This window comes from Verrucomicrobia bacterium CG1_02_43_26, from assembly GCA_001872735.1.
Classification (GTDB): Bacteria; Verrucomicrobiota; Verrucomicrobiia; order Opitutales; family CG1-02-43-26; genus CG1-02-43-26.
In genome coordinates, this window is sequence record MNWT01000016.1 from 61,827 (window position 1) to 86,995 (window position 25,169).

The following is a 25,169-nucleotide window of genomic DNA, read 5'->3' on the forward strand; positions in this document are numbered from 1 at the left end:
ATTACCATTATATCTTATGCATAAAGCACTGGCACTGGCTCACTATATTGATCACACCAATTTAGCCCCTGAAGCAACTTCGATTGACATAGCAAAACTATGCGATGAATCTGTTCAATATAATTTTCATTCCGTTTGCGTGAACCCTTTTTGGGTGCCATTCGTTTATAAAAGACTCGAAAAATCTCCTATTCAAGTTTGTACGGTCATTGGCTTCCCATTAGGGTGCAACCTTTCAAAAACCAAAGCTGATGAAGCAAAGCAAACTTTTGATCTTGGTGCAGATGAATTCGATATGGTTATAAACATCGGATTAGTAAAAGAAGGGGATTGGAGCTCTATTATAGGCGAGATTCATCAAGTCGTTGAAGCCGTAAAGGGCAAATGCGTAAAAGTAATTCTCGAAACATGTTTACTCACAAAAGAAGAGATTATCAAAGCATGCCAAGCCAGTGAAAAAGCGGGTGCTCATTTTGTTAAGACGTCAACTGGGTTCAGCAAAGCGGGCGCAAGCACAGAAGCCGTTGTAATAATGAGACACTCTATTTCTTCGACTATGGGGGTTAAGGCTTCTGGGGGAATCAAAGACAAACAAACTGCTATAGCAATGATTGAAGCCGGAGCAACCCGAATCGGCGCTTCATCAAGTATAGCAATTATTTCTTAAAAACAGAGGATACAGCTATGAAAGATAAATTATGTTGTGCTATAGAATATGGACTCGAGCTCTTCAAGTACCACGCCGAACAAAGACTTAAGTGTATTCGTTACTACTTAGTCTTGCTTACCGCAAGTGTTGGCGCTGTTGGAGTTTTTTATTCCAAGGAAGCACCAAACCACCTTTTAATCATAATTTTTTTGTGTTTAATTTCAGGTATTACCTTTTTCTTTTGGCTGCTTGATCTACGCAACAGAGCATTAACTGAATATGCAGAAGAGGGATTAAAAACTGTTGAAAAAAAAGCCTTTGACGCTAAGGAAATGTGGCTTATTGAGAATTTTAATGATAAGGAAAGGGAAAGGGCTTGGCATTATGGAAATCTCTTCAAGTTGTTCTTTATCTTTGTTATCGCCTTAACAGTAGTAGCTTCCTGTTTTATTATATATTTTGCAAATAACATCAATTGCTATTATTCCATCGTTCTTTTCGTCATCGGTTGTTGTAGAGAAAATCACTTCAAAAATAATAAAAAAGCCAAAAGCTTATAAACGACATCAATAACGTCTGTCCTCCATAGAGAAACAGGATAAAATCTTAATCTAATTTCCCTCGTTTCTTTCATTGACCCCTAGGAAGAAAGCCATAGGCTATTGGTTTTAACTAAAAAAAACCATATATGAAACGCTTTGCTATTCTTACCATCAGTAGTTTGATACTATTTTCTTCTCTAAAAGCAGATCAAAGCCTTGAAAAGGCAGGAGACCTGTTACAATACGCCGTTCCCGCTTTTGGAGCATGGATGATCCTTGCTAAACAGGATACCGAAGGGCTTTGGCAATACGGCGGTTCATTCGCCACCTCCATTGTAACTACTTGGGCAATGAAGTCTTACATAAACCGTCCACGTCCCAATGGTGGCAAACATTCTTTCCCATCTGGCCATACGAGCGCTGCTTTTACAGGGGCTGCTTTCATTCAAAAACGCTATGGCTGGAACTATGGTGCCCCAGCCTATGCCGCAGCTATGTTTGTCGGCTGGAGCCGAATTCAGGCAAGAAAGCACCACGTAACCGATGTTATGGCGGGTGCGGTTCTGGGGATAGTAAGTGCCTATTTATTTACAAGACCCTATGAAAAAACAGGTATTGAGGTGTCTTTATTTGCCGCAGAAAATAAAACATACGGATTACGCTTCAATTACAATTTTTAATCATTCCAGCCAACGCGAGCTTGTCTTTGGCTCATTAGGCGATTAATATTTCTCTGTATGCCTGAAGCAATGACACAGTTTGTAGACGCTACTTTTGACGCCACACGGCCCATTGCTGTCATTGCGGGCAAGGACAAATACCCCGTCATGACGATTAACCGTATCCGGCAAAAAAGGATCCCGGTTAAGATCATTGCCTTTGAGGGGGAGACTTGCCCAGAGCTCTTTACCAGCTTCCCTGAAAAGGATAGAGTCCTAATCAAAGTTGGGCAACTTGGCAAAATGCTCAAAGCGCTAAAAGAATTTGAAGCAGGCTATACCATGATGGTAGGCCAGGTAACCCCTAAGCGTTTATTTAAAGGGCTATACCCTGATCTTAAGGCAATCCGTATTCTAGCAAGTTTACGTGAAAAAAATGCTGAAACGATCTTTGGTGCCATTGCAAACGAAATCCAAAAAACAGGGATTATACAACTGGATGCACGAGCTTTTTTAGACGACCAACTAGCTGAAAAAGGCGTAATGACGGGTGGCCGAATGCGCGCCTCCGAAGTCTATCTGAATCATGGGATTACAATCGCTAAGGAAATTGCACGCTTGGATGTAGGCCAAGGGGTTGTTGTACGCAATGGCGTAGTACTCGCCGCTGAGGCATTTGAAGGCACAGATCACATGCTCAAGCGTGCCGGAGAGTTTGGTGGCAAAAATGCTATTTTTGTAAAAACAGTTAAAGACAAACAGGACTATCGGTTTGATGTACCGGTGTTTGGCTTGCGCACAGTTGAGACAATGATTGAAAGCGGAATCAAAACCGCAGCGCTGGAAGCAGGTAAGGTCATAGTACTGGATAAATTAAGGGTTATAGAAGAGGCCAAGCGGAATAAAATACAAATTATAGGTTATTAAGAGAATATGAGCACAAAGGGTGAAATCAGGGAAATACGTTTGCAAAAAGTCATCGCGGACAATGCAGTATGCTCCCGTCGCGAAGCAGAAATGTTGATCAAAGACGGTTTAGTGAGGGTAAATGGAAAGATTGCCGAACTCGGCCAAAAGGTGGATCCCGCAAGAGATATGATTGTCGTCCGCGGCAAAGCATTATCCAAGGGGCATCCCAAAGAGCCGATGGTTTTTATACTTTTTAAACCCAAGGGTTATATATGCTCGCATAGCGATCCTTATCATGAAAGTACTATCTTTAATTTACTGCCTAAAGAACTTGCTAAGACAAAACTGATCTGCGCTGGTCGCCTTGATAAGGATAGCGAGGGGTTGGTTGTTTTAACCAATGATGGAGCAATGGCAAATAAGATAATGCACCCCTCTAAGGGCATAGTGAAGCGTTATCGTGTAATGCTTGATAAACCTTTGGATGAAAGAATTATTCCAAAGATATTGAAGGGAATACATGACGATGGGGAGCATTTATACGCTAAAAGGCTTATCCTTGCCAAAGCTGGCCCCAAAGCCAGTCAGCGGCTAGACATCCACTTAGACCAAGGGCATAAGCGTGAGATACGGCGGTTATTTGAGCGTTTTGGGTATAATGTCATAAAATTACATCGTTTTCAAATCGGTAGCCTTATCCTGAAGGGCCTTGCAAAAGGGTCTTTTAAACAATTAAAAAAACAGGAAATTGATTTATTGTTTAAAAACTAGCAATAGTTGATCAGCCTTGATATATAAGAAAACCATGAAACATTATTTTGTAGCCGCAATTTCCCTTCTTTTTGCACTCAATATCGGGTTAGCTGCCGATGTTGCCCTAAGTGCCCAGACACAAGAAGCGCAGCTCAACCCTACTGAGGTGCTCAACAAACCTGATGTCGTTGAAAAAAGGCTCGATAAGATGGATGATCTCATGCCTCAGTTTTTTGAAGGTAAACTGATCATGAAAACCAACTTTTTTACTAATAATAAAAGCTATATATTAGAAAACAGCAAAGGGGAGGAAATTGGAATCATTGAAGTAGGCCCACGCGCGCTAACAGGCAACATAGCCGACTTTCTTGACAAATCTGTACGTATTTACGGAACAGCGGAACCAAACCGATTTGGACCATTTTACACGATTCATGCCACATCCATACAATTACAATAACTACCCTACCCTATAACTATAATTGTGTATGTCCGTAATAGATGGTAACGCGATTGCTTCGCAGATATTAGAAGATGTTAAGCAGGCCGTTTCTGAAATAAATGGCAGAAAGCCTAGCGTAGCATTCATTAGAGTGGGGCATGACGCCGCATCCGTCTCCTATGTGCTTAAAAAACAAATGAAAGCTAAAGAGGTGGGCATAGAAAGCCGTTTATTGGAGCTTCCCGAAACAATCACCCAACAAGAGCTTTTTGATATAATCGACAACTTAAACGCAGATGCAACCCTGGACGGCATTCTAGTACAAAGTCCCCTACCTTCTCATATAGATGAGAAGGCAGTCTTCTCCCGAGTTTCGCCATTAAAAGATGTTGATGGGTTCCACCCCATGAACGTGGGTAAAGTTTGTCAAGAAGATCCAAGTGGATTTGTCGCCTGTACACCCGCCGGCATACTGGAAATGCTTAAACAGACAGGTACTGATATAGAAGGCAAGCATGTTGTCATTATCGGTAGAAGTTTGATTGTAGGAAAGCCGTTAGCGCTCCTGTTTTTACAAAAAAGCAGCATGGGCAACGCTACCGTAACCGTCTGTCATTCCAAGACTAAGAACTTAAAAGACCATACATTGAGGGCTGATATCCTAATAGCTGCCATGGGAAAACCTAATTTTGTGACTGCTGATATGGTTAAAGAAGGAGCTGTCGTGATTGATGTAGGTGTCAATCGCATTCCTGATACTTCAAGAAAGTCAGGGTACTATCTTACTGGTGACGTTGATTTTAAAAATGTCGCTCCCAAAGTAGCTAAAATAACACCCGTTCCAAAGGGAGTGGGCCCTATGACCGTCGCTATGTTGATGAAAAATACTTTAAAAGCTTATTACCATGGAAGAGAAAGATAGTTATCTAGATACACTTAAGGCTGCTGCTGCCACCACATTTGAAATGGAGAAACAGTACAAACTGGGAAGCAGGCGTTTACGTTTCATTGCATTCGTTTTAGACGTACTTTTAATCGCCATGCTCACCGTAACGCTTCTTTGGGTATTTATTATTCCCGAGCACTATGCTAGCGAATTTCAGGAATTTCAAAAAGCTCTGGAACAATTTAATGACAAAGTTGCAGCTGGAGAAGCCAGTCGATTTGCCGCAAGCAATATCAAACTTACTTCACAAGCGCAAGAAATGGTTCAATTCATGCAAGGTTTTGTCATTATGATGTTCTGGTTCTATTTTGCGCTCAGCGAACTGTTGATGAAAGGTGGCTCTCTGGGTAAGAAAATTTTCTCATTACGGGTCATATCGCTAAAAACAATGAATCCTCCTTCCTTTTTTGACACATTTTTGCGTTCGGGTCTCAAAACAATGGCATTATTGACACTGTTCCCTGTATTGCTGGCTAGCTATGCCATCTATCTCTTTACACGTGAAAGAAGAGCTGGTCATGATTATTTGGCTAGAACAGTAGTCATTGAAGATACACCAAGTGATGATGCCGATCTGCAAAGAAAATAGAGCGCAGATAAAGTTAAATTTCTACTTGAACAACCGCTTTAATTAGAATAGCATTTGGCTTTTAAATTCGAACGAAAGATATGTTAAGTTTTTTAATCGGTTTCTTTACCGTATTGTTAGTTTTGCTAAGTGGCATGATTGTCATATTGGTGTTAATGCAGCGCGCTAGCGCAAATAGTGGCATGGGTGCTTCCCTAGGTGGTGGAGCAGCAGAATCCGCATTTGGAGCTGAGTCCGGAAATATACTGACTCGCTGGACAATTTACTTCATGGTTGCTTTCTTTGTATTATGTTTCGGCCTTTATTTAGCCCATATGGCAAATATGCAAAACAATACAAGCGGGCCGTTGCTACCTGAGTTCGCCATAGAAGAGCATCTTGATAAGACAGCTCCGGGAACATTAACAGCCCTACCAGAAAGTACCGCAACAGAAACCCAAGCTACTGAAAAGTAAGGACTGGGAGATGCCTGGTAAGGCGATAAAAATTGTTTTAGTTCTTTCCTCACTGTTTTTAGTTGGGCTTGCAACAACTGCTTCCGCCCAAAACAGGTTTACAGGAGGAAGTTTGCCCGATATCCCTAAACTGGAAGGTCATGAAGTAAAAACCTTCATGGATAATTTCAGAAACCAGAGGCTGAGTAGCGGCGATTACTCCTTCCGCTTTTATTTAAGAAATATGCCCAGGCGGGGCGCCGATAAATACTACTACGGCATCATGTGGGGAACGTGGAATGAGCTTGGCCCCTTGACACGTGTACGAGTATGGGAAGAAAACAGCGATGATGTAACTGATTTTCTCCTGCAAAATGGCTTTTCACCTACCGTTTGGGTTTCCAGAAATGGAGCAGAGCCTACTTTCGTACCTAAAGAAGCTTGGAACACACCCCTAATGCCGGGCCTAGAGTATACAGCCTTCGATTTCTTGATGCCGTTTATATTCTGGGATGACTATGTTTATGAAGGTGGGAAGAGGGTTAAGGGGAGGCCGGCGCAGGTGTTTTTGATGGGGGGGGAGGTTAGGTTAGCTATTGATTCTTCATATAGGGCTTTGATTCGGGCGGATATTCTTAGTGATAAGGGTGATATTGCTAAGACATTTAAAATTATTGATTTTAAGAAGGTGGAGGATGAGTGGATCGTGAAATCGATCGATTTGGTGAATGAAGAGAATCGTGATAAGACGCGTTTTCAGGTGACGGCCGTAGCTCTCGGGCTGCACATTGAACCCGCTTATTTTGATGAGGCAGCGTTAGGGAAAATGGTTCCCATGGTCGATGCAGACCAGTATATTTCAATACACTAAAGAATTATGACAATGAAGAAAGATAGTTTACCGACCCTGTATGTGAAGAGCGGTTGTCCGTGGTGCGCTGATGCGTTGGCGTTTTTTGAAGAGAAGAAAATCGCTTTGAATATTGTTGATGTACGTAAGGACGAAAAGGCCTTGAAGCACCTGGAAGCCTTGACAGGCAAGCATAAGACCCCATCTCTGGAGTTCGGTGACTTCCTTGTTTCTGACTTCGATGTTGATGAATTCATTGAGGCAGCGTCTCAATCACCCCAGATGAAACGGCATTTTAAGCTCTAAAAAGCGACAAGAAAGTTTTATTAGACTAAATTAAATCTTGCAACAAACTTAAGAGTAAGTTATGATAAATGCTTAATTAGTATTAAAAAAGCATTCACTTTGAACAAAGATATATACAGTTTAAACAAGAAAATCACTAAGGAGGATATTAACAAGCTTCCGCTAAACGCCTATACCGGAGAAATTGTTCTGGTGGACAGTGATGTTGTTGTTATTGATGCTCTGGAAGCGCTTTCAAGGGAAAGCCTTTTGGGATTTGATACCGAAAGCAAGCCTGTGTTCAAAAAGGGTGTGGCAAACAATCCCCCCTCCCTATTGCAGTTAGCAAGCGAATCTACCGTCTATTTATTTCAATTAGGCAAATTGACGGATCACGCCCCCATTTTTGATCTTTTAGGCAACAAGTCTATTATTAAAGCGGGTGTTGCGATTGATGACGACATCGTAAAACTACGCTTGATGCATGAGTTTACACCAGAAGGCTTTATTGAGATAGGCAATATGGCAACGGAATTAGGCATGATCAATACCGGCGTAAGAAGCTTGGCGGCGATCCTGTTCCAGTTCAGAATATCGAAGAACGTGCAAGTTTCAAATTGGGCGAAGAGTGAATTGAGCGAGAGCCAGATAAGTTATGCGGCAACGGATGCTTGGGTAAGCCGCAAGATTTATCTGGCTCTAAATGAGATGTTATCGCGCTGATTGCCCGATAATCATGCAATCACTTAGCGTCAACAATTGAAAGCGACCAAATGCTGTCTTTGTATTGCGATTGTATCGTCACTGTGGCCTTTAGTGATGGTTCTTGCATATTTTCAAAGACGACACTAGCAGAACCATTTAAAGGCAGCGTAACAGGCAAACTGACAAACGTTGGCGGTCCATTGGGATCCATTGCCAAGACAAAGGCATACTCCTTGATGGCTATATTATTGGAATCCTTTAACATAAGGGGATCCCCCTTCACAAGGATTTCGGCACGGTTAGCAGCCCCATCCACAAAAATAGTGAGATCATTGTACTCACTTTCGTTTCGATCAAATTGATAGCCGAGACTGAGCCAAACAGCAGCATTTTGAGCCCCTGATCCACGCGTTAAAACGACTTTATAAATTTGATTACTTGATATAGGCTGAGCTGTTAAGGCCAAACGACTATCCACCTCCGGCGCATAAACAGTATCCCCAGTAGCAGGATGCTGAATGACCGATTGACCGTACCCCTGCGGTAAAAACAACATTAAAAAGACACCTAGTGTGAGCCAACGAAACTTGTGTTCAAATAATTTCATAATAATTCCTCCTTTTAAGAGCACAATAAGCCAGAAATCTATATTTTGCAAATAGACCTCAAAAATAAAGCTGCGTAATGCCCTTAAAATTAGAAATAAAATTGCCATTTAAACTCTCATAATTTAGGCATAACAAAATGGCGACACCAAAGAAATGCTCGTCATAAAAATGATTTATTTTTCGTATTAAATTAGTGATTTCAGGCAGAAAAACTATGCATTTATTAGTATTAAAGGGCCGAGTTTGTTCCACCTGAAACAAACTTTTCAAAAAAACGGGGTGTTTTATTAAAAGATAAAGCCGTATCCTTTAATAAGGAATCTGCCAATTTTTGGTATACTTACCGCTGAAATGGGGTGGAATGTTGGCGGTATAATGGGTTTAATCGTAGTGGTTTATTAGGTAATGCCCGCACTCAAATAAAGGGCGAGTAATCGATTGGGTTGGGATGTTGGCGGTATAATGGGTTTAATCGTAGTGGTTTATTAGGTAATACCCCCACTCAAATAAAGGGCGAGTAATAGATTGGGTTGGGATGTTGGCGATTCGACCCGCCTACGCCAAGGCTATGGCGGACACTCTTGGCTCTGATCTCGTTACGGGCTGTAGCCCCTATCTCGAAGAGCCAAGGTGAGTAATGATTTGGTTGGGATGTTGGCGGTTCGGCCCGCCTACGCCAAGGCTATGGCGGACACTCTTGGCTCTGATCTCGTTACGGGCTGTATGCCCGTATCTCGAAGAGCCAAGGTGGCGGGACAACTCTTGGCGACTCATCTCGTTACGGGCTGTAGCCGGTATCTCAAAGAGCCAAGGTGTAAGAACCCATGCGGGCGTTGCCGAAGTCACGCGGGTGGAGTTTGGTGAGCTTGCCGGTTTGGGAGTCGAGGATATTAAGTTCCATGATACTTCCGGCGCGGCGCGTGACGAGTAAGTGGCGGCCATCGTTTAGCCAATAAGGTTCGATAAAATCGTCTTTTCCCTTAGTGATGACCGTTGTTTGGCCCTTTGAAAGATCGTGGACTGCGGTTTGGAAGGACTTAAAAATGGCAGTTGTGAAGGCGATGAGATCTTTTTTGATCGGGTTCCAGATGGGCTCGGCGCAGTACCTGCTGATGTTTGTTTGAATACGCGTCATATTGCCATCGAACAAAGAAACCCTGTAGAGCTGTGGGCTACCCAAAGGATCTGAAGTGAGGATGATTTGATCGCCCCTTGGGGACCAAGTGGGAGAAGCCTCGAGATCTTTTGTATTTGTAATCCTACGTGGAGCGTTGCCCTTGTTATCTGAGATGTATAATTCCGGATTGCCACTACTGGAGAGAATCATGGCAACAGATTTACCATCCGGGCTAAATGCGGCACCCGTGTTTGTACCCTCGTAAGTAGCGAATGGTTTACGCTCACCGGTGACGAGATCTACTAAAAAGATATCTGGAAAACCGCTTTTGTAGTAACTTGTAAAAATAAGCTGACGGCCATTGGGGGAGAAACGAGGGAAAGAGACCTCGGCACGGTCTTTTGTGAGTTGCTTGATGTTCTGAAAGAAGAGATCTCCGGTGTAAATTTCGGTAACACCATTACGTTCTCCTACAAAAGCGATTTTACCGGAGAAGTAACCCGGAATGCCGAGCGTTTTTTCCACCACGTTGTCCGCAGCGGCGAGTGCGGCCTGGCGCCAGTTTTTTGCATTAAATTCCTGTGAATAGAGCGTTTGCTTAGGGTTACCTGATTCGACCGTTACCTTAACTGCATCCTGGCCGATGCGTTCGAAAATAAAGGTAAACGCACTCTTACCCGAGGCTACGAGGGCATAACCCCCATGCGTACTAAAAGCCATACGCAGAAGGCTATCTAATTGAGCATCATTGCTTTGGATTTCGATGGGAAGGATTTGCTCAGCGTTATCACGATTAATAGCACCAATATCGATCACATCCTCCGCGAAAGCAGGCGTTAGCAGAAACGCGCCCGTGGCAATGAAAAGAAAGGGGATAAAAGCTTTTATATTATTCATTTTTGTGATCCTTTTTGAAAAAGAGTTTTGGTATTTAAGAGAAAACTATTATAATGGTACTTCGTCTCTACAATGGATCAACGAAAATAAATAAAATGAGCAACATCGATTCCATAAAAAACGTCCTTTCCACGATTAAGTACCCTGGTTTTTCCCGCGATATCCTTTCCTTTGGGTTTGTGAAAAACATTGAAAATGAAGGGGATAGAGCCGTAATTGATCTTTCGATCACTACGACTGATGAACGCATCCCTACCCTATTACGAAAAGAAATAGAGGCAAAAATTTGTGAAGCGACCGCTATTAAAACGTGCGTTGTGAACATTAAAGTAACAAACCCGCAAGAAACGAGCCGCGAGAATGCTGACAAACGCTTTCGACCTGAATTGCCCAAAAGCCTGGAAAAAGTGAAGTATACGATTGCGGTTTCAAGCGGCAAGGGAGGCGTTGGCAAATCCACCTTTGCGGTGAACCTGGCTTGTGCCTTTGAACAGATCTTCGCCGAGCAAGGCAAACCATCCGCCGTAGGGTTACTGGACTGTGATATTTACGGCCCCTCTACACCTACAATGATTGGAGCAAACTCCAGACCTGAGATTGAGGGCGATCGGATTATCCCAGTAGAGAGTTTTGGCGTTCATGTAATGTCTATGGGGTTCTTGATCGACAAAGATGCGCCTGTGATATGGCGTGGGCCGATGGTTAACAAAGCGATCCAGCAATTCGTCAACGACGTGAACTGGGGAGAACTGGAAGTACTTGTGATTGACCTTCCCCCTGGCACGGGAGACGCACAACTCACTCTAGTACAAACGATCCCCCTTTCCGGCGCTATAGTTGTGACAACACCACAGCAAGTTGCGGTAAACGTGGCTACTCGAGGAGCCAAAATGTTTGAGAAAATTGACACAAAAATAATCGGAGTCGTGGAAAATATGAGCTATCTAGAAAATTCAGACACTGGATACAAAAACTACATCTTTGGAGAAGGTGGCGGAGCCCGTTCTGCGAGTACGCTAGAAGTCCCATTCCTAGGAGAGATGCCCCTAGACTCACTTATTCGCGAAGGTGGCGACAGAGGTATTCCGGTAGTCATTAGCCACCCGGAAAGCCATTCTGCTAAACGCTTTAAAGAAATTGCAAAAAAGTGCATTTGCTCGTTTGACAATGACAAAAAACTCATAGAAAATTCACCTCTACTCCAAAAAATATAATAATAAATACCCCAACAATGTTTTTTATGGATCCGCAGAATAACAAACCGAACACAGGAAACATGATCAATAGCAACGTTTTTTTAAATGAATCTACCCTCCTACAAGAAGTACTAGCAGAGCGAGATGAGATCTGGCGCCACAAGTGGATAGAGTCTGAAAAGCGAGGACATGATATTGGATTTGATCGCGCTTTACTTGAGTGGGTAAAGAACCATCGTAATGATTGGCGGGCATATTGGCGTAAGCAAGCTAAGCTGCGAAAAGCCCATTAAAGGTTCTAAAAATTTTATTTGCGTGAGCATAAAAAAACCAGGTCTTACACCTGGTTTTTTTGTGTACTATGAAAACGGATACGATTACCTGAGACGGAAACGCCCTACGACCTCCTGGAGCTCTTTGGCGCATGCAGATAAATTTTTAGCGTACTGGCTGACTTCCTTAGCACGGTTCGCCGAGAGGCCGGCATCTGTACTAATGGTTTGAATTTTCTGAGACACTTCATCTGCGCCACGAGCGAATTCCTGGATATTAAGGGAGATATCGTTGGTACCACGAGACACCTCACTGATTGAAGTAGAGATTTCTTTTGTCGCGACGGACTGCTTTCCGACGGCCTCTGAAACAGATGTAGCGATCGATACGACTTTGTTTATGATAACAGAAATGGACTCGATGGCTTCAATGACAACCTGGACATCCTTTTGCACGCCATTCATTTGGGCTGAAATTTGCTCACTGGCCTTTGCGCTTTGGCGAGCGAGTTCTTTAACCTCGTTTGCAACAACAGCAAAACCCTTCCCGGCATCACCGGCGCTAGCTGCTTCAATAGCGGCATTGAGCGCGAGGAGATTTGTTTGATCGGCGATACTTTTAATCACCTCTGTAACATGACCGATTTCGCGAGCGGAATCGCCCAACTTAACCATGAGCAGACGAGTTTGTTTGGCTTGAGAGTTTGCCTGCTGAGATATACGTTCCTCTTCGGAGCAGTTTTTGGCAATCTCATCTATCATACCATTCATTCTATCAATTGTGGAAGCAACGCGATTGGCGGTGTCTGAAATAACCCTTGCGGAAGATGTGACCTTAGAAATATTGGAGGAAAGTTGTTCCCCTGAGTGGGCTACCTGCAAAGCGTTTTCTTTCATGGTTTCCGCACCGAGAGAATTGCTTGAGGAATGGTCATAAATTTCATCCATTGCAACAAACAAGCTCTGTGAACTATTAGCCAAGTGCCTCATGATATTATTAAGTTGGCAGGCGGTTTCATTGACAGAAGATGCGATTTGACCTATTTCGTCTCCGCGAGCAACGGTAAGTTCTTGAGTGAGGTTACCCTTAGAAAGTTCTGTTAATGCGTTTTTAACGGCATCGAGCGGCCTTAACATGCCAGAAGCTGTGCGCCAGAATATGATGCCAAATACAACGACCGAGAATGCCACTACGAGCGAAGCCATTCTAACACCCGAAGCCACTTGGGCATCGGCAGCATCGAGTGACTGAATCACCTCAAAGGCAGCATGTTTCTCACCTGCTTTCCACTGTTGCATATTTTGAGCATCGATATCATTACCATGGATATTTTTCCATAACTCGTTAGCTGCCGGGGAACTTCCGTGGCAGGTTAAACAAGAATCAACGATCTTTATAGATTTAAAAAACCGAACTGAATTAGAGCGCTTATCGACTTCGTAGTATTCATCGGTATCATTTTGCTCCATATAATTAAGCGCACGAAGCTCTACGGAATCCGGCTCTGTTTTTCCAAGAGTAGCATCGAGGCTTGCGATTTTAAACTTATAGGCACCTTCTTTTGCTTGTTTCAGGACAGCCTGCACGGCACCCACAACGGGAGAGACCATTAAGACCTTCTCCATATCGCCTGCTTTGGCCCACTCTTGTAGCTTATCCATGGAATAGATACCGGCCTCCCACATAGCTTGCGACTCTAAGGAAATGGACTCTGCGGTCAGGGCGATCGCGCGCACTTTTTCCACGGAGTTTGAAACGGCGTTTTCCTTAGCCGTCTTATAATACATTCCGAAAAGAACGAGTACCATGAGTATAGGTAAAACGATACCGGCGACGAATAATTTCATCCACAAGGGCCAATCACTTAGTTTCATTAAAGCAGTCCGATTTTGAATTTAGGGGTGGGTAACGTCATTACTATAACACTTCAAGCGTCCGAAATTCAAGTAAATAGAATGAACCCAAAAGGCATGAGAACATGGTTCTTTTTTGAGAGCATGTAATTAAAAAACAGATACAATTCCGTTTTCAGAATACAGCGGATACTGTATCTAACATATTTCTATAAGTATTAAGATTCTCGAGAGGTTGGACGACCTCGTAGGCTCCGTGGCGCCCACCATCCTTCCATTTTTCCAGACGAATACCAACAACATCTTCGCTGGTATGGCTTGCCCTCAACATTTTAGATACCGTTGTATTACCGTGACAATTGAAGCACATTTCAGATGTCCTGATGGATCGAAAGTAGCGGAGTTGTTTGTGTTGTTTATCAACTTCGTAATATTCGTCCTTATTATTTTGGGACATATAGGCAAGGGCTTTTTGGGCAATTGCATCTGGCTTCTGGCTTCCGTTCATGCCTTCGAAACCGGTTACTCTAAAAGTATAGCCCTTGTTTTTTGATTCTTCTTTGATTGTGAGGGAAGCTCCAAGAATAGGGGCGACCCTGAGAACTTTTTTGAGATCACCTGCTTGCACCCAATGCTCTAAGGTATCAACAGAGTATATGCCATCCTTCCACTTTTTTTCCACATCTGAGGAAATAAGCTCCGCACTCATACAAATGGCTCGTGCCCTTTCGATGGAGCTGCTTACTACATTCTTGTTTGATAACCGGTAAAGCACGGCAAAAAGGATTACAATAATAACCGCGGGGAAAATAACCCCTGCGCAAAATAATTTCTTTTTAAGAAGACAGGTACAAAACTTCATAGGTGCGGTAATGTTTAAAGTAAGATTTTTAGACTTGAGGGGGGATAGGAGGACTCGTATTTCCAGATCCTGCCTTTCGATCCAGTTCCCTAATTTCGTCAGCAGTTAACATGTCCGGCGGAGCAATACTGATTGCTTCAAATACACTCGTTATGCCATCCTTTACCTTCAGCATACTGTCTTGGTGAAGGGTCTTCATACCCTCTTGGACAGCAATTCTTTTTAAAGTAGCAGATTCGGCACCTGCGTTAATGGCACGGGTTAGTTCATCGGTATTGACCATGAGTTCGTGGACACCAATTCGCCCTTTATAGCCTTGGCCACCACACATAGGGCAACCGGTGTCACTTGATTTAAAAACTTCACCACTCCAGCCGATGGCGCGCATCAGGAATTCGGTATCAGCGGCATTTGCTTCGTACGCCACTTTGCAGTTTTTGCACAATCGGCGAATCAAACGTTGGGCGCAAATGATCAACAATGATGCGGAAATCATAAAAGGCTCGACGCCCATATCAGTAAAACGAGCCACGGTACTAGGAGCATCATTGGTGTGCAGTGTGCTGAGCAGAAGGTGTCCTGTGAGCGCGGCTTCTACGGCGATGGCAGCTGTTTCGCGGTCTCGAATTTCGCCCACGAGTATGATATCTGGGTCCATACGTAAGAAGGCGCGAAGGGCGCGCGCAAAAGTCAGGCCGATAGTGGGTTGCATTTGCATTTGGTTAATGCCGGGAATGGTGTACTCGATAGGGTCTTCGGCCGTCTGCACGTTAATTTCGGGGCGAGCCACTTCTCTTAAAGCGGAGAACAACGTCATAGACTTACCGGAGCCGGTTGGCCCGCAGTGCAGGATCATGCCGTAAGGTTGGCGAATCGTTTTACGATATTTTTCCAAATTTTCTTCAGAGAAACCAAGTACGGTGATAGGCATGGCCGCTGTATTTTTGTCGAGAATACGCAGGACCACTTTTTCACCGAAGTTTGTACGGGCGGTTGCAACCCGTAAGTCGATATCGATATTTTTCTTGGTGAATTTTTTAAAGACGATACGACCATCTTGCGGTAAACGCTTTTCGGCGATATCGAGGTCGCACATCACCTTAATTCTGGCTACGAGGGCACCGGAAACGGCGTACGGCAAACTCAGTTTTTCTTGGCAACGCCCGTCAACGCGGTAGCGAACAACGACAGTGTGCTCATGGGGTTCGATGTGAATATCACTGGCACCGCAGACGTAGGCGTCTTCGATGATTCGATTAGCTAGCTGAATAACCGGGGCGGAATCCTCACTTTCAAAAGCACTGGATTTATTTTTTTCGCCCGCGCCCGCGTATTCCGTACCGATGACATCTGCGATTTCAGCCATGTCGCCTGTAGTCTCGACATCTGTACCCTTGTCTTTACTATCCTTAAAGTATTGTTTGAGGAGGCGATCAATTAAGGAAGCAGGAGCAACGGCGACCTCGTCTACCACTAAGTCCGTATCCTTGGTGAACTGCTCCCGGCGCAAGTAGTCCAAGGGATTCGTCATGAGAACCGCAACACTGGAAGGACCTGTTTTCCTATAAGGGAAGATACCATCGTGGCTGACCACATGGGAACCGATCATTTCGAGTAATTTTGTATCGATCGGTAAATTAGTTACGTCTGTAACGAGTTCTTCGTTCGTGAAACGAGAAATAAACTTGGCGGTATCCTTATCACTTAAGTGGAAGTTGGGATCCAGCATACGCTGAAGCAGTACGGCTGAATATTCCGCTACCTCCTGAAGAACGAGTAAATCACTTTCATTAAATTCGCCCGTATTGTCTATGCCAGGCTCTTTATTGAGTACCTGGATAGCACCGATTACCTTACTGGCTTTGAGCGGGACGGTGAGCATGGATTTAACATCAAAACCAGTGTCTTGAAAAAGTTTAACCATGGGCCTTGTCTGCTTATTAGATGCCGAATAGAATGCAGGCTCCCCAGTCTGTACGACCTTACCGACAACCCCCTCACTGGCTGAGATTTTGGTATCGATGAGTTCTTCTTTCTTTTTCTTAAAGAATTCCTCAAGTTCCGGGTTATCCTTCCACAATGTGGGAGAATAATAAACATTCTTAAAGACGGCGCTATTTCCCTCGATCACATAAAACGTCATTGACTGAGCATGTAATGCATCAACAACCTTACTTGAAGTTAATTCGATAACAGAATTAACATCCTCACGCTTAGGCTGAGGTTTGGAAATAACCTTCAGTAAAAGCGCTTTACGAATGTCAGAGGATAATGAAGTCGGGGCATCCATTAAATATCAAAGGAAGTGTGTTGGGGGGACTTTTATACAAGCTGTTCTATTAAAAAATTGTAAAACGTATACACCCTGAACGCAAGGCTTTTGTTATCTCAGCAAGGGATGCGGTTTTTACCATTGACCCCTTGATGACATGAGACCTATAAAAGTCTTAGCACATTTAACACTGAAACATTATGACTTACAAACTACCTAAGCTAGCGTACGACTATAACGCACTAGAGCCACATATTGACGCAAAGACAATGGAGATCCATTATACCAAGCACCATGCTGCTTATGTTGATAACCTGAACAAGGCGTTACAATCAACACCTGAATTTAAAGCACCTGAATGCCCGTTTGAACTATGCGCGACATTGGACAAAGTTCCAGAAAAGATCCGCACCGCGGTTCGCAATAATGGCGGCGGCCACGCGAACCATTCTATGTTCTGGGAGCTGTTATCCAAGTCCGGTGGCGGTGAGCCTAAAGGCCATATTGCTGAAGAGATCAAAAAGACCTTCGACAGCTTTGATGCGTTTAAAGAAAAATTCGCTCAAGCTGCTATGACACGCTTTGGAAGCGGTTGGGCTTGGTTGTGCATTAAAGAAGATGGCTCTATGTGCATCTGTTCTACACCAAATCAAGATAACCCTTGCATGAAAGGCTTTGTAGATTGCCCCGGAAAACCTATTATGGGACTCGATGTCTGGGAGCATGCTTATTACTTAAACTACCAGAACCGTCGGGCGGATTATGTTAAGGCATTCTGGGATGTGCTAGATTGGCAAAAAGTTGAAGAAAACTACAAGCACGCAACTCAGTGCAGTTGCCATCACTAATTGGTGACTAACGTTTTTAATTATTTAAAACAAAAAAAGCCCAGACAATAGTTGCCTGGGCTTTTTTTTATAAAATTATCCACATAGGATTGAGATTAGTTTACTCCTGTTTAGCCGAAGGGCTCTTTACCGTCTCATTCATCCATTTTGCGTGCCGATATCGAAGATAACTGCCCCCTAATGCAAATGCGTAAGTTCCAAAAGCAACTGCCAAAGAAAGCAACTCTGGGGAGTAAAGCACTCCGTTGTTGCTTCTAAGACCCGTTTTGCTCATGAGATTTAATCCAATAGCGCTTGCTAAAAATTCACTCGTTAGGCCCATCGTTGCTGAAAAAAACATAATCTGTTGCAAGCAGTAGTTCACTTGATATAGGTAAGACAATTTAGTTTCTTTACCCTCAAAAAATGGATGTAACAAAAATGAAACTAAAGTTAAATATGAAGGAAAATTACCTGCTACCAAGTTCGCAACACTCAATATCTGAGGCCAACGCAGCAAAAATGACTGCTGTTGTATGATATGTCCGAGTTCGTGAGCCCCACTTGCAATGTTAGTTACACAATAGCTTTCAAATATTGATTGCTTAAGCCCTATAATATTAGATTGTACCACAGCAAATGCTTCAGGATAATCCTCACAATTATGACTCAAAACTCGAATGGTATTGTTTAACATTAGAGACTTGGGTAGTTTCAATACAGGACAGAACTCCAACTGATCGAAATCCACTATAACATCAAAATTTGATAGCTTTGCCATTTCGGATACAGCCTGAGCAGTGTTTACCAATAGATTACAGTCACTGTTATACTCGCAATAATTTTCCGTATAATTTCCCATATATTCTACTAATTTAACCACAGGTAGCATTCCCATCCCGAATGGCAAATATTCTGTAACCTGCTCAATGGATCTACCAAAAGACTGCCAAACACTTTGGCTAAAGCATTGTAGAAAACTTTCTTTCCCCTTACAACGCTTTACATCCTCCTCCGTATACTTACCAGGCTCGCACTTAAAAAGTTCCGCAAGGGTATCAATACCAAATTTACGGATAGCTTTCGCACATAGCAGGAACTCCTCCCTGGAGTGCTTGTCTACAAAAGCTGTAAAATCTTTCTTATTATCTTCATTATCTAATACTTCCAGCGGCATTCCCTGTTCAATAAGGGCTACAGCCAAAGCAAGGTATTTACCCTTTAAGCCCTTTTGGCTTACTTCACGAACTAACTTTAGTTCATCAAAATCATTTTTATTATTAACAGATAAACCTAAACTCCTAGTAGGTATACGTATATTGCTATAATTATTTACCACAAGCTAAGAGTGTGTAAAAGAAACAACAAAAAGTCAATAATTAAGCAGAAAACAAAACAAACAGACTAAGTGGTTTTTTCCTAAACAAACTCCTGCCCATCCATCTGCTTGGCACGTGGGTGGCAACGCTCGTGTTCTGACAGCGTACGCCCGGCTTCGACACTTGTGTAGATTTCCGTGGTAGAAATATCCGCGTGGCCGAGCATTTCTTGTATGACCCTTAGGTCTCCCCCATTGGCCAGGATATGGGTCGCAAAAGAGTGGCGCAGTAAGTGCGGTTTAACATTCTTTTTGATACCCGCTAATGTCGCATATTTCTTCAGTATAAGCCATACAGTCTTGCGAGATATGGCCACCCCTAGCCTGCTCAAAAATAATTCGCTCCCTGTTTTTGTTTTCACAAACGCAGGCCGGCTAGACGTTAAATAGTTCGCCAGTGCCTCTAAAGCCATTTTACCAACAGGTACAACCCGCTCTTTAGCGCCTTTGCCGTAGACCCGTAAAAAGCCGTCATCCATATCCACTGATTGCAAGAGTAAGCCGCATAGCTCAGAAACACGCAGCCCGCTGCTGTATAAGAGCTCTAGCATGGCTCTATCTCTGATTCCCTGAAGGCTATGGAGGTCCGGTGATTCGATTAATGCCTCTACCTCCTGAACCGTGAGCACATTTGGCAACCTACGCACGCGCTTGGGCCCTTGAAAGAGTTCCGTAAAATTATCCCCCCGGGCACCCTCTTTATATAAATAAAGCGCAAACATACGTAAGGCAGAAAGCTTGCGACTGAGAGTACTGACCGTGTAGCCTCTTTCGGTTAATACGCACAGCCACATAGAGATATCCTCGTGCTCGACAGTTCTCCAGTCCATTTTCCCTCGTTTAGATAAGAAATGAGCACATTGGGAGAGATCACTCTCATAACTATCGCATGTATTATTTGCAAGCCCCTGTTCCAGAGTAATATAGGCTAAAAACTGGCCAATCGGCTCCAAAAGCGTTTCCGGCAAAAGCGGTTTTTCAAGAATCTCATCCATCAACACAAATTTAAACGCAAGTGAATTGGAATTCCAAAACAAAAACCTATAAAATTTAATTTCAGGCCAAATGCTATATAGCCTAAAAGCTTTTTGCTTTTCTATCGATTGACTTTCCGTCTTAATAAAGATTAAAGGTATACAATAATAATATGAAAAAAATCAGCAACACGAACCTCCTTGACATCACAGCTCTACCCACGCCGAAAGAGCTGATGCAAGAAATACCCCGTTCATCCAGCGATGAAGACTTTATAGACGAAAGCCGTAACGCTATTCACGACATTATATTCGGGAACGACAAACGCATATTGATCGTGGTTGGACCCTGCTCTATACACGATATTGAAGGTGGGCTAGAGTACGCTGAAAAGCTTGCCAAGCTTGCGGAAAAAGTATCCGACCGCATCTTTATTGTGATGCGAACCTATTTTGAAAAACCACGCACCTCGATTGGCTGGAAAGGCCTTATTTTAGATCCACACTTGGACGGTTCATCTAACATAAAAGAAGGCCTCAGTATTGCGCGTAACTTTTTAAAAATGGTTTGCCTGCTAAAACTGCCTACAGGAACGGAATTTCTGGATCCCATCACACCTCAGTATATTGCGGACCTCACCTCTTGGGCATCCATTGGAGCAAGAACAACAGAATCCCAAACGCACCGCCAGATGGCATCCGGTTTATCCATGCCCATTGGCTTTAAAAATGCGATAGACGGCAGTGTGTCTGCCGCGATCAACGCACTTAAAGCAGCAGGACAGCCCCAAAGCTTTCTCGGTATTGATGAAGAAGGTCAAGCATCCGCAGTGCGCACCAAAGGCAACCCGAATTGCCACATCATTCTACGCGGCGGTAAAAGTGGGCCTAATTACGCCAACGAACACGTTGTTCATACTGCGGAACTGTTGGATGAGAGCGGGTTGAAACCGGCCATTATGGTTGATTGCAGCCACGACAACAGCAGCAAAAGCAATGATAAGCAAAAGGCAGTCTTCAGAAACATGATTGAGCAAATTATTGACGGCAACCATACCATTATTGGCATTATGCTAGAAAGCAATCTGAAAGCCGGCAAACAAGCCTTTCCCCAGCCGATTGAGCACCTTACCTATGGATTATCCATTACCGATGCTTGTTTGGGTTGGGAAGAGACGGAAGAATTGATTCTTGAGGCCTATGATGCTCTTAAGCCTCATTTTTCCGCTTAGAAATATTTAAAAGCAAAATCACTTTTCGCTTCCACTCATTCGATTTGTGAGTTTAACTTAATCATTACCATTAATTTTAAGATAGAGAACCTTGCGTTTTACTTTTCATGACAAAAAAACCTATTAAAATTGCGATTACCGGCGCTGCCGGTCAAATTGGTTACTCCCTCCTTTTCAGGATTGCTTCCGGTGGGCTTTTTGGCCCGGATCAACCGGTATCCCTTCACCTCATTGAGATTCCACAGGCAATGGATGCCCTTCAAGGCGTTGTCATGGAACTAGACGACTGTGCGTTCCCCTTATTGGATAGCATAGTGGCAACATCTGATCTTAACGTTGGCTTTAAAGATGTGAATTGGGTTCTTTTAGTGGGCAGTGTTCCTCGCAAAGCCGGTATGGAACGCCAAGAACTGTTAGGCATTAACGGCAAAATATTTGTCTCTCAAGGAAAAGCGATTAGTGACAATGCCGCTTCTGATGTGCGAATTTTAGTTGTCGGAAACCCCTGCAACACAAATTGCTTAATCGCTCTTCATAATGCTCATGACATACCGACTAACCGTTGGTTTGCGATGACCCGTTTAGACGAAAATAGAGCAAAAGCGCAACTGGCCCAAAAAGCAGGTGTGCCTGTAACCGCTATTTCGCGGATGACGATTTGGGGCAACCACTCTGCTACCCAGTATCCTGATTTTTATAACGCCCATATTAACGGGAAACCCGCGCATGAAGTCATAGGTGATGATGCGTGGTTAAAGAACACCTTCATTCCCACGGTTCAGCAAAGAGGAGCTGCGATTATCAAGGCGAGAGGGCTATCCTCTGCTGCCTCTGCCGCAAATGCCGCTATAGATACCGTACGCTCGCTGGTTTATCCAACGCCTGAAGGTGATTGGAACAGTGTAGCGGTTTTCTGTGATGGCAGCTATAATTTCCCAGAAGGCTTGATCACCTCAATGCCGATTCGTTCTGACGGCAACGAATGGGAAATTGTGCAGAATCTAGATATCAATGCGTTTAGCCATGAGAAAATTCAGGCCTCATTGAAAGAGCTTTCTGAAGAAAGAGCCCTGGTAGATAGCTTGCTCGGTTAACATTACTCATTCTGCCTCAAAAGGTTTGGGGACAACTAGTGGGTTGACGTTTTTCAGTTTTCGTTTTATAAAAGGGGACTATTGATGGTTCCCTCTTATCAAAACCTTTCTACGATTATCCCCGTTGACTTGCCATTGAGCATCGATACGGTTTTTCATCCGGTTCATGATAATAGTACGGATTTCGTTAAATGCATACCCCTGCAGGAAAATAGATACATGGTCGTTGCGGGAGACGTTTCCGGACACAGCCCTGAATCCATCCAAGTTGCAGCGCGCTTCCATAATCTTATAGAAAAGATACAAGAGGAGGGCATCTCCCCCCTTGCCGTTTGCAAATCATTTAATGAATATCTGGCAACGCAATGGAACAATAACCACGAGGGTGATTTATCCGCATCAATCACCTCATTAGCTGCTTCCTTTATTACATTTGATTTAGCAAGCAATTCTATACAATTACTTTCCAGCGGCTTTCCCTCACCCACCCTGCACACAAGCCATATGGCACCGATGGTGAACCTAGGGAATGCTTCCATGCCAATGGGATGGTTTGACCCCTTTGAGCCCTACGCGCACAGCACAACATTTCCAGCCGAAGGGATCTTGTATCTTTGGAGTAACGGCCTTATAAGCCATGCGCGGAAGATGGATATACACCCCCTTTCGCTTGCAATTCTCCTCCTGCAAACAAAAGATGAAAGCGATACCCCTTTTCTAAAAGAGCAACCGGATGATATTTTATTAATAAAAATCTCGTGGCCAAAATTAGATATGAAGGTGAGCACGTTGCCTCTGTTTGAAGCGAATTACGCAGGAAATACAAAAGATGATATAGATATGTTTCAAGCAACGTGGCGAAAGAGCATTCAGGCGATTCTACCGAGTTTGCACAAAGAGAAACTCAATAAGATTCTGCTGTGCACGCGGGAGGCTATATTAAATGCGTTGTCACACGGCTGCTCCCTCCAAAATTATCTTTTCAGCAGTATGCAAATGTGTATTTCCGCGGATATGAATTCAATTTTCGTACGTATCCAAGATGAGGGTACAGGATTTGATCCTGATTCGCCTTCATTGCAGCTGGCTAGAGGATTGGAAGATCACGTTCCTCTCGGACTGATCATCATCAAAAGCCTTGCTTCTTGGGTTGAATTTAGCAACAATGGAAGTTGCCTGCTATTATCTTTCCACTTAGATAAAATTTAACCGACCCAAATTTCGGCACCTTTTTATGTTAGATTATCGAATCGAGAATGAAACCCTCACCATTTCCATCCCTGGAGATATCTCCAGTACAAACGCCAGCGAAGTACAGGCCTCTATTATTCAAATAGTAGAGACGAAGAATGTCTGGCAAAACAAATGGAATCATTTGAAAATCGATCTTACGCGTGCGGAAATTATAGATTCGCTGGGCATCAATGTGTTGATCAATGTTCAAAGAAAAGTGAAGAACAGGCCATGTGACATTGAAATCGTGATTGCCAGTTCAACGATTTTGCAGCTGCTCAGTTATACCAGAATTGATCAACAGATGAAGATCACTATGCTTGATGCTTCAGACGAACGAAGCCAATATTCAAGTTAAACGATCATACCGGCGGTATCCCGAATTAACCAATTTGAATTAACCGGTTTTTGCGAGCCTACTTTTTCAGAGAGGTCGTAGAGCGGCATTCCTTCTTCTGCTCCAGAGGCGGTGCCCAGTTGGTTTAATTGTTGAACTCTTTTAGCGAGCTTGATGGCATCGCTTCCCATCGGCAAGGTAGTGACTTTGCCGTCTTCGGAGCGTAACATATAATAACCATCCCTGTATTCCAGAGTGACTGCGGATGAAGCGCCGGTGCCAGATATCATAGCCTGTACATCGGGGTGATTGATGAGCTCATTTGAGAGATTTTTTTTCAAATTATTAATATCATCTACGTTACTCACATTATTCTCCATTAAATAGGTACTTAACTCATTGGGAAGCTTACCGCTGTTTCGGACTTTCATAGCTTGCTCAAAAGACTCCTTGGGAGTTACCTCAGGAGCCTTGGGTGCTGACAGGTTATTGACTAAAGCTTTTCCAAGCGAGAAGAGTCCGGTAATTAACAAAGGGTTCATGGGGCAAGTATTCTCCTATAGGGTTATCTCATCACGCCTACACTGTAAACGCATCCAATTCCTAGAGAAGCAATAAGAGTGCCAATTTACCTAACCAAGCGCTTTTCGAATCAATTCTTCTGCCAAGGCCTCTTTTCCTAGAGTCTTTACCGCGCTTTGAACCGCTTTATCAGCTTCAGTGAGCTTATAGCCCAAGGTTACCAGAGCGGCAATAGCGTCCTGAACGGCATTGCCGAATGAATCACCACCTGTAGCGGGTTCCCCCGTGCACATGGAAACCGTAGTTGTGCCTATAGAAAAGACCTTATCTTTTAACTCCAGCACTAAACGTTCGGCTGTTTTTTTTCCAATTCCGGGGCATTTTGATAATAGCCCAACATCGCCTTTAGCAATTGCGTTTTTAATAGTATCAACAGACAGCTTGCTCATAATACCCAGGGCAATTTTTGGCCCGATACCGGATACTTTTTCAACCAACAAGCGAAAGAAGTCTCGTTCCTCGCGTGATGAAAAACCGTACAACGTTTGAGAGTCCTCACGATAGACGACAATGGTGTGCAATTTTACATTATTCCCCACACGAGGCAACTTTTCCATAGTAGAGATGGGCATATTCACCTCATATCCCAAACCGTTAGCGGTCTCTATAATGGCCTGCACAAGTGTGCTTTCAACGACTTTACCTTCAACTGTTACGATCATATAAAAATG

General features: G+C 43.5%; 28 protein-coding genes. 19 read left to right on the top strand and 9 right to left on the bottom strand.

Annotated features, from left to right (window positions below):
• The first annotated feature begins 16 nt into the window (after window positions 1–16).
• The 12 genes from AUJ82_06030 to AUJ82_06085 all read left to right on the top strand — a co-directional run bounded on the left by AUJ82_06030 (window position 17) and on the right by AUJ82_06085 (window position 7,781).
• Complete coding sequence (locus tag AUJ82_06030; protein ID OIO59326.1) at window positions 17–667, top strand: deoxyribose-phosphate aldolase; 651 nt, start codon at window positions 17–19, stop codon at window positions 665–667.
• A gap of 17 nt (window positions 668–684) precedes the next feature.
• Complete coding sequence (locus tag AUJ82_06035) at window positions 685–1,209, top strand: hypothetical protein (GenBank protein OIO59327.1); 525 nt, start codon at window positions 685–687, stop codon at window positions 1,207–1,209.
• Between the two features lie 128 nt (window positions 1,210–1,337).
• Complete coding sequence (locus AUJ82_06040; protein ID OIO59328.1) at window positions 1,338–1,871, top strand: hypothetical protein; 534 nt, start codon at window positions 1,338–1,340, stop codon at window positions 1,869–1,871.
• Between the two features lie 69 nt (window positions 1,872–1,940).
• Entirely contained in the window at window positions 1,941–2,777 is an 837-nt protein-coding gene (locus AUJ82_06045) for a hypothetical protein (GenBank protein ID OIO59422.1), read from the top strand.
• Between the two features lie 6 nt (window positions 2,778–2,783).
• Window positions 2,784–3,530 carry a hypothetical protein gene (locus AUJ82_06050; GenBank protein OIO59329.1) on the top strand — a complete coding sequence of 249 codons (747 nt, stop codon included), beginning with the start codon at window positions 2,784–2,786 and terminating at the stop codon, window positions 3,528–3,530.
• A gap of 34 nt (window positions 3,531–3,564) precedes the next feature.
• Window positions 3,565–3,972: a hypothetical protein gene (locus AUJ82_06055; GenBank protein OIO59330.1), complete on the top strand. Its 408-nt coding sequence runs from the start codon at window positions 3,565–3,567 to the stop codon at window positions 3,970–3,972.
• 28 nt (window positions 3,973–4,000) lie between these two features.
• Complete coding sequence (locus AUJ82_06060) at window positions 4,001–4,876, top strand: bifunctional 5,10-methylene-tetrahydrofolate dehydrogenase/5,10-methylene-tetrahydrofolate cyclohydrolase (GenBank protein OIO59331.1); 876 nt, start codon at window positions 4,001–4,003, stop codon at window positions 4,874–4,876.
• Window positions 4,860–5,489: a hypothetical protein gene (locus AUJ82_06065; protein OIO59332.1), complete on the top strand. Its 630-nt coding sequence runs from the start codon at window positions 4,860–4,862 to the stop codon at window positions 5,487–5,489. Before AUJ82_06060 ends, AUJ82_06065 begins: the two co-directional genes overlap by 17 nt.
• A gap of 80 nt (window positions 5,490–5,569) precedes the next feature.
• The gene (locus AUJ82_06070; GenBank protein ID OIO59333.1) at window positions 5,570–5,944 is read left to right on the top strand and encodes a preprotein translocase subunit SecG; all 375 of its coding nucleotides are present in this window, start codon (window positions 5,570–5,572) and stop codon (window positions 5,942–5,944) included.
• A gap of 10 nt (window positions 5,945–5,954) precedes the next feature.
• Entirely contained in the window at window positions 5,955–6,794 is an 840-nt protein-coding gene (locus AUJ82_06075; protein ID OIO59334.1) for a hypothetical protein, read from the top strand.
• Between the two features lie 12 nt (window positions 6,795–6,806).
• Window positions 6,807–7,079, top strand: a complete 273-nt coding sequence (locus tag AUJ82_06080; protein OIO59335.1) for a hypothetical protein — start codon at window positions 6,807–6,809, stop codon at window positions 7,077–7,079.
• Between the two features lie 99 nt (window positions 7,080–7,178).
• Entirely contained in the window at window positions 7,179–7,781 is a 603-nt protein-coding gene (locus tag AUJ82_06085) for a hypothetical protein (GenBank protein ID OIO59336.1), read from the top strand.
• A 19-nt stretch (window positions 7,782–7,800) separates the two neighbouring features.
• On the opposite strand, the gene AUJ82_06090 is transcribed toward AUJ82_06085, so the two are convergent.
• Both AUJ82_06090 and AUJ82_06095 read right to left on the bottom strand, forming a co-directional pair.
• Window positions 7,801–8,478 (bottom strand): hypothetical protein, encoded by a 678-nt coding sequence (locus tag AUJ82_06090; GenBank protein ID OIO59337.1) that lies wholly within the window; start codon window positions 8,476–8,478, stop codon window positions 7,801–7,803.
• Window positions 8,479–9,170: 692 nt separating this feature from the next.
• Complete coding sequence (locus AUJ82_06095) at window positions 9,171–10,385, bottom strand: hypothetical protein (protein OIO59338.1); 1,215 nt, start codon at window positions 10,383–10,385, stop codon at window positions 9,171–9,173.
• 95 nt (window positions 10,386–10,480) lie between these two features.
• Here AUJ82_06095 and AUJ82_06100 point away from each other — a divergent pair, with 95 nt between their 5' ends.
• Together AUJ82_06100 and AUJ82_06105 are read left to right on the top strand one after the other, a co-directional pair.
• Window positions 10,481–11,599: a chromosome partitioning protein gene (locus tag AUJ82_06100; protein OIO59423.1), complete on the top strand. Its 1,119-nt coding sequence runs from the start codon at window positions 10,481–10,483 to the stop codon at window positions 11,597–11,599.
• A gap of 62 nt (window positions 11,600–11,661) precedes the next feature.
• Complete coding sequence (locus tag AUJ82_06105; protein ID OIO59424.1) at window positions 11,662–11,874, top strand: hypothetical protein; 213 nt, start codon at window positions 11,662–11,664, stop codon at window positions 11,872–11,874.
• An 84-nt stretch (window positions 11,875–11,958) separates the two neighbouring features.
• Here AUJ82_06105 and AUJ82_06110 read toward each other — a convergent pair whose 3' ends face one another.
• The 3 genes from AUJ82_06110 to AUJ82_06120 form a co-directional block, all read right to left on the bottom strand.
• Window positions 11,959–13,728 carry a hypothetical protein gene (locus tag AUJ82_06110; GenBank protein OIO59339.1) on the bottom strand — a complete coding sequence of 590 codons (1,770 nt, stop codon included), beginning with the start codon at window positions 13,726–13,728 and terminating at the stop codon, window positions 11,959–11,961.
• Window positions 13,729–13,882: 154 nt separating this feature from the next.
• Window positions 13,883–14,569 carry a hypothetical protein gene (locus AUJ82_06115; protein ID OIO59340.1) on the bottom strand — a complete coding sequence of 229 codons (687 nt, stop codon included), beginning with the start codon at window positions 14,567–14,569 and terminating at the stop codon, window positions 13,883–13,885.
• A 28-nt stretch (window positions 14,570–14,597) separates the two neighbouring features.
• The gene (locus tag AUJ82_06120) at window positions 14,598–16,859 is read right to left on the bottom strand and encodes a hypothetical protein (protein OIO59341.1); all 2,262 of its coding nucleotides are present in this window, start codon (window positions 16,857–16,859) and stop codon (window positions 14,598–14,600) included.
• 182 nt (window positions 16,860–17,041) lie between these two features.
• Here AUJ82_06120 and AUJ82_06125 point away from each other — a divergent pair, with 182 nt between their 5' ends.
• Window positions 17,042–17,689, top strand: a complete 648-nt coding sequence (locus AUJ82_06125) for a superoxide dismutase (protein OIO59342.1) — start codon at window positions 17,042–17,044, stop codon at window positions 17,687–17,689.
• A gap of 100 nt (window positions 17,690–17,789) precedes the next feature.
• Here AUJ82_06125 and AUJ82_06130 read toward each other — a convergent pair whose 3' ends face one another.
• Complete coding sequence (locus AUJ82_06130) at window positions 17,790–19,007, bottom strand: hypothetical protein (protein ID OIO59343.1); 1,218 nt, start codon at window positions 19,005–19,007, stop codon at window positions 17,790–17,792.
• An 80-nt stretch (window positions 19,008–19,087) separates the two neighbouring features.
• Window positions 19,088–20,041 carry a site-specific tyrosine recombinase XerD gene (locus AUJ82_06135; GenBank protein OIO59344.1) on the bottom strand — a complete coding sequence of 318 codons (954 nt, stop codon included), beginning with the start codon at window positions 20,039–20,041 and terminating at the stop codon, window positions 19,088–19,090.
• Window positions 20,042–20,193: 152 nt separating this feature from the next.
• Between AUJ82_06135 and AUJ82_06140 the strand changes: the two genes are divergently transcribed.
• The 4 genes from AUJ82_06140 (at window position 20,194) to AUJ82_06155 (ending at window position 23,937) form a co-directional block, all read left to right on the top strand.
• Entirely contained in the window at window positions 20,194–21,252 is a 1,059-nt protein-coding gene (locus AUJ82_06140; GenBank protein OIO59345.1) for a 3-deoxy-7-phosphoheptulonate synthase, read from the top strand.
• Window positions 21,253–21,359: 107 nt separating this feature from the next.
• Window positions 21,360–22,346 carry a malate dehydrogenase gene (locus tag AUJ82_06145; GenBank protein ID OIO59346.1) on the top strand — a complete coding sequence of 329 codons (987 nt, stop codon included), beginning with the start codon at window positions 21,360–21,362 and terminating at the stop codon, window positions 22,344–22,346.
• A gap of 84 nt (window positions 22,347–22,430) precedes the next feature.
• A complete protein-coding gene (locus tag AUJ82_06150) occupies window positions 22,431–23,555 on the top strand; it encodes a hypothetical protein (protein ID OIO59347.1) in 1,125 nt (374 codons plus the stop codon).
• 25 nt (window positions 23,556–23,580) lie between these two features.
• Window positions 23,581–23,937 (top strand): hypothetical protein, encoded by a 357-nt coding sequence (locus AUJ82_06155; GenBank protein OIO59348.1) that lies wholly within the window; start codon window positions 23,581–23,583, stop codon window positions 23,935–23,937.
• Here the strand turns inward: AUJ82_06155 and AUJ82_06160 are convergent.
• Window positions 23,934–24,458, bottom strand: coding sequence for a hypothetical protein (locus AUJ82_06160; protein ID OIO59349.1), 525 nt, complete (start codon window positions 24,456–24,458; stop codon window positions 23,934–23,936). The two genes, AUJ82_06155 and AUJ82_06160, sit on opposite strands and share 4 nt — an antisense overlap.
• Before the next feature lie 90 nt (window positions 24,459–24,548).
• The gene (locus AUJ82_06165; GenBank protein ID OIO59350.1) at window positions 24,549–25,160 is read right to left on the bottom strand and encodes a Holliday junction DNA helicase RuvA; all 612 of its coding nucleotides are present in this window, start codon (window positions 25,158–25,160) and stop codon (window positions 24,549–24,551) included.
• Window positions 25,161–25,169 lie beyond the last annotated feature (9 nt).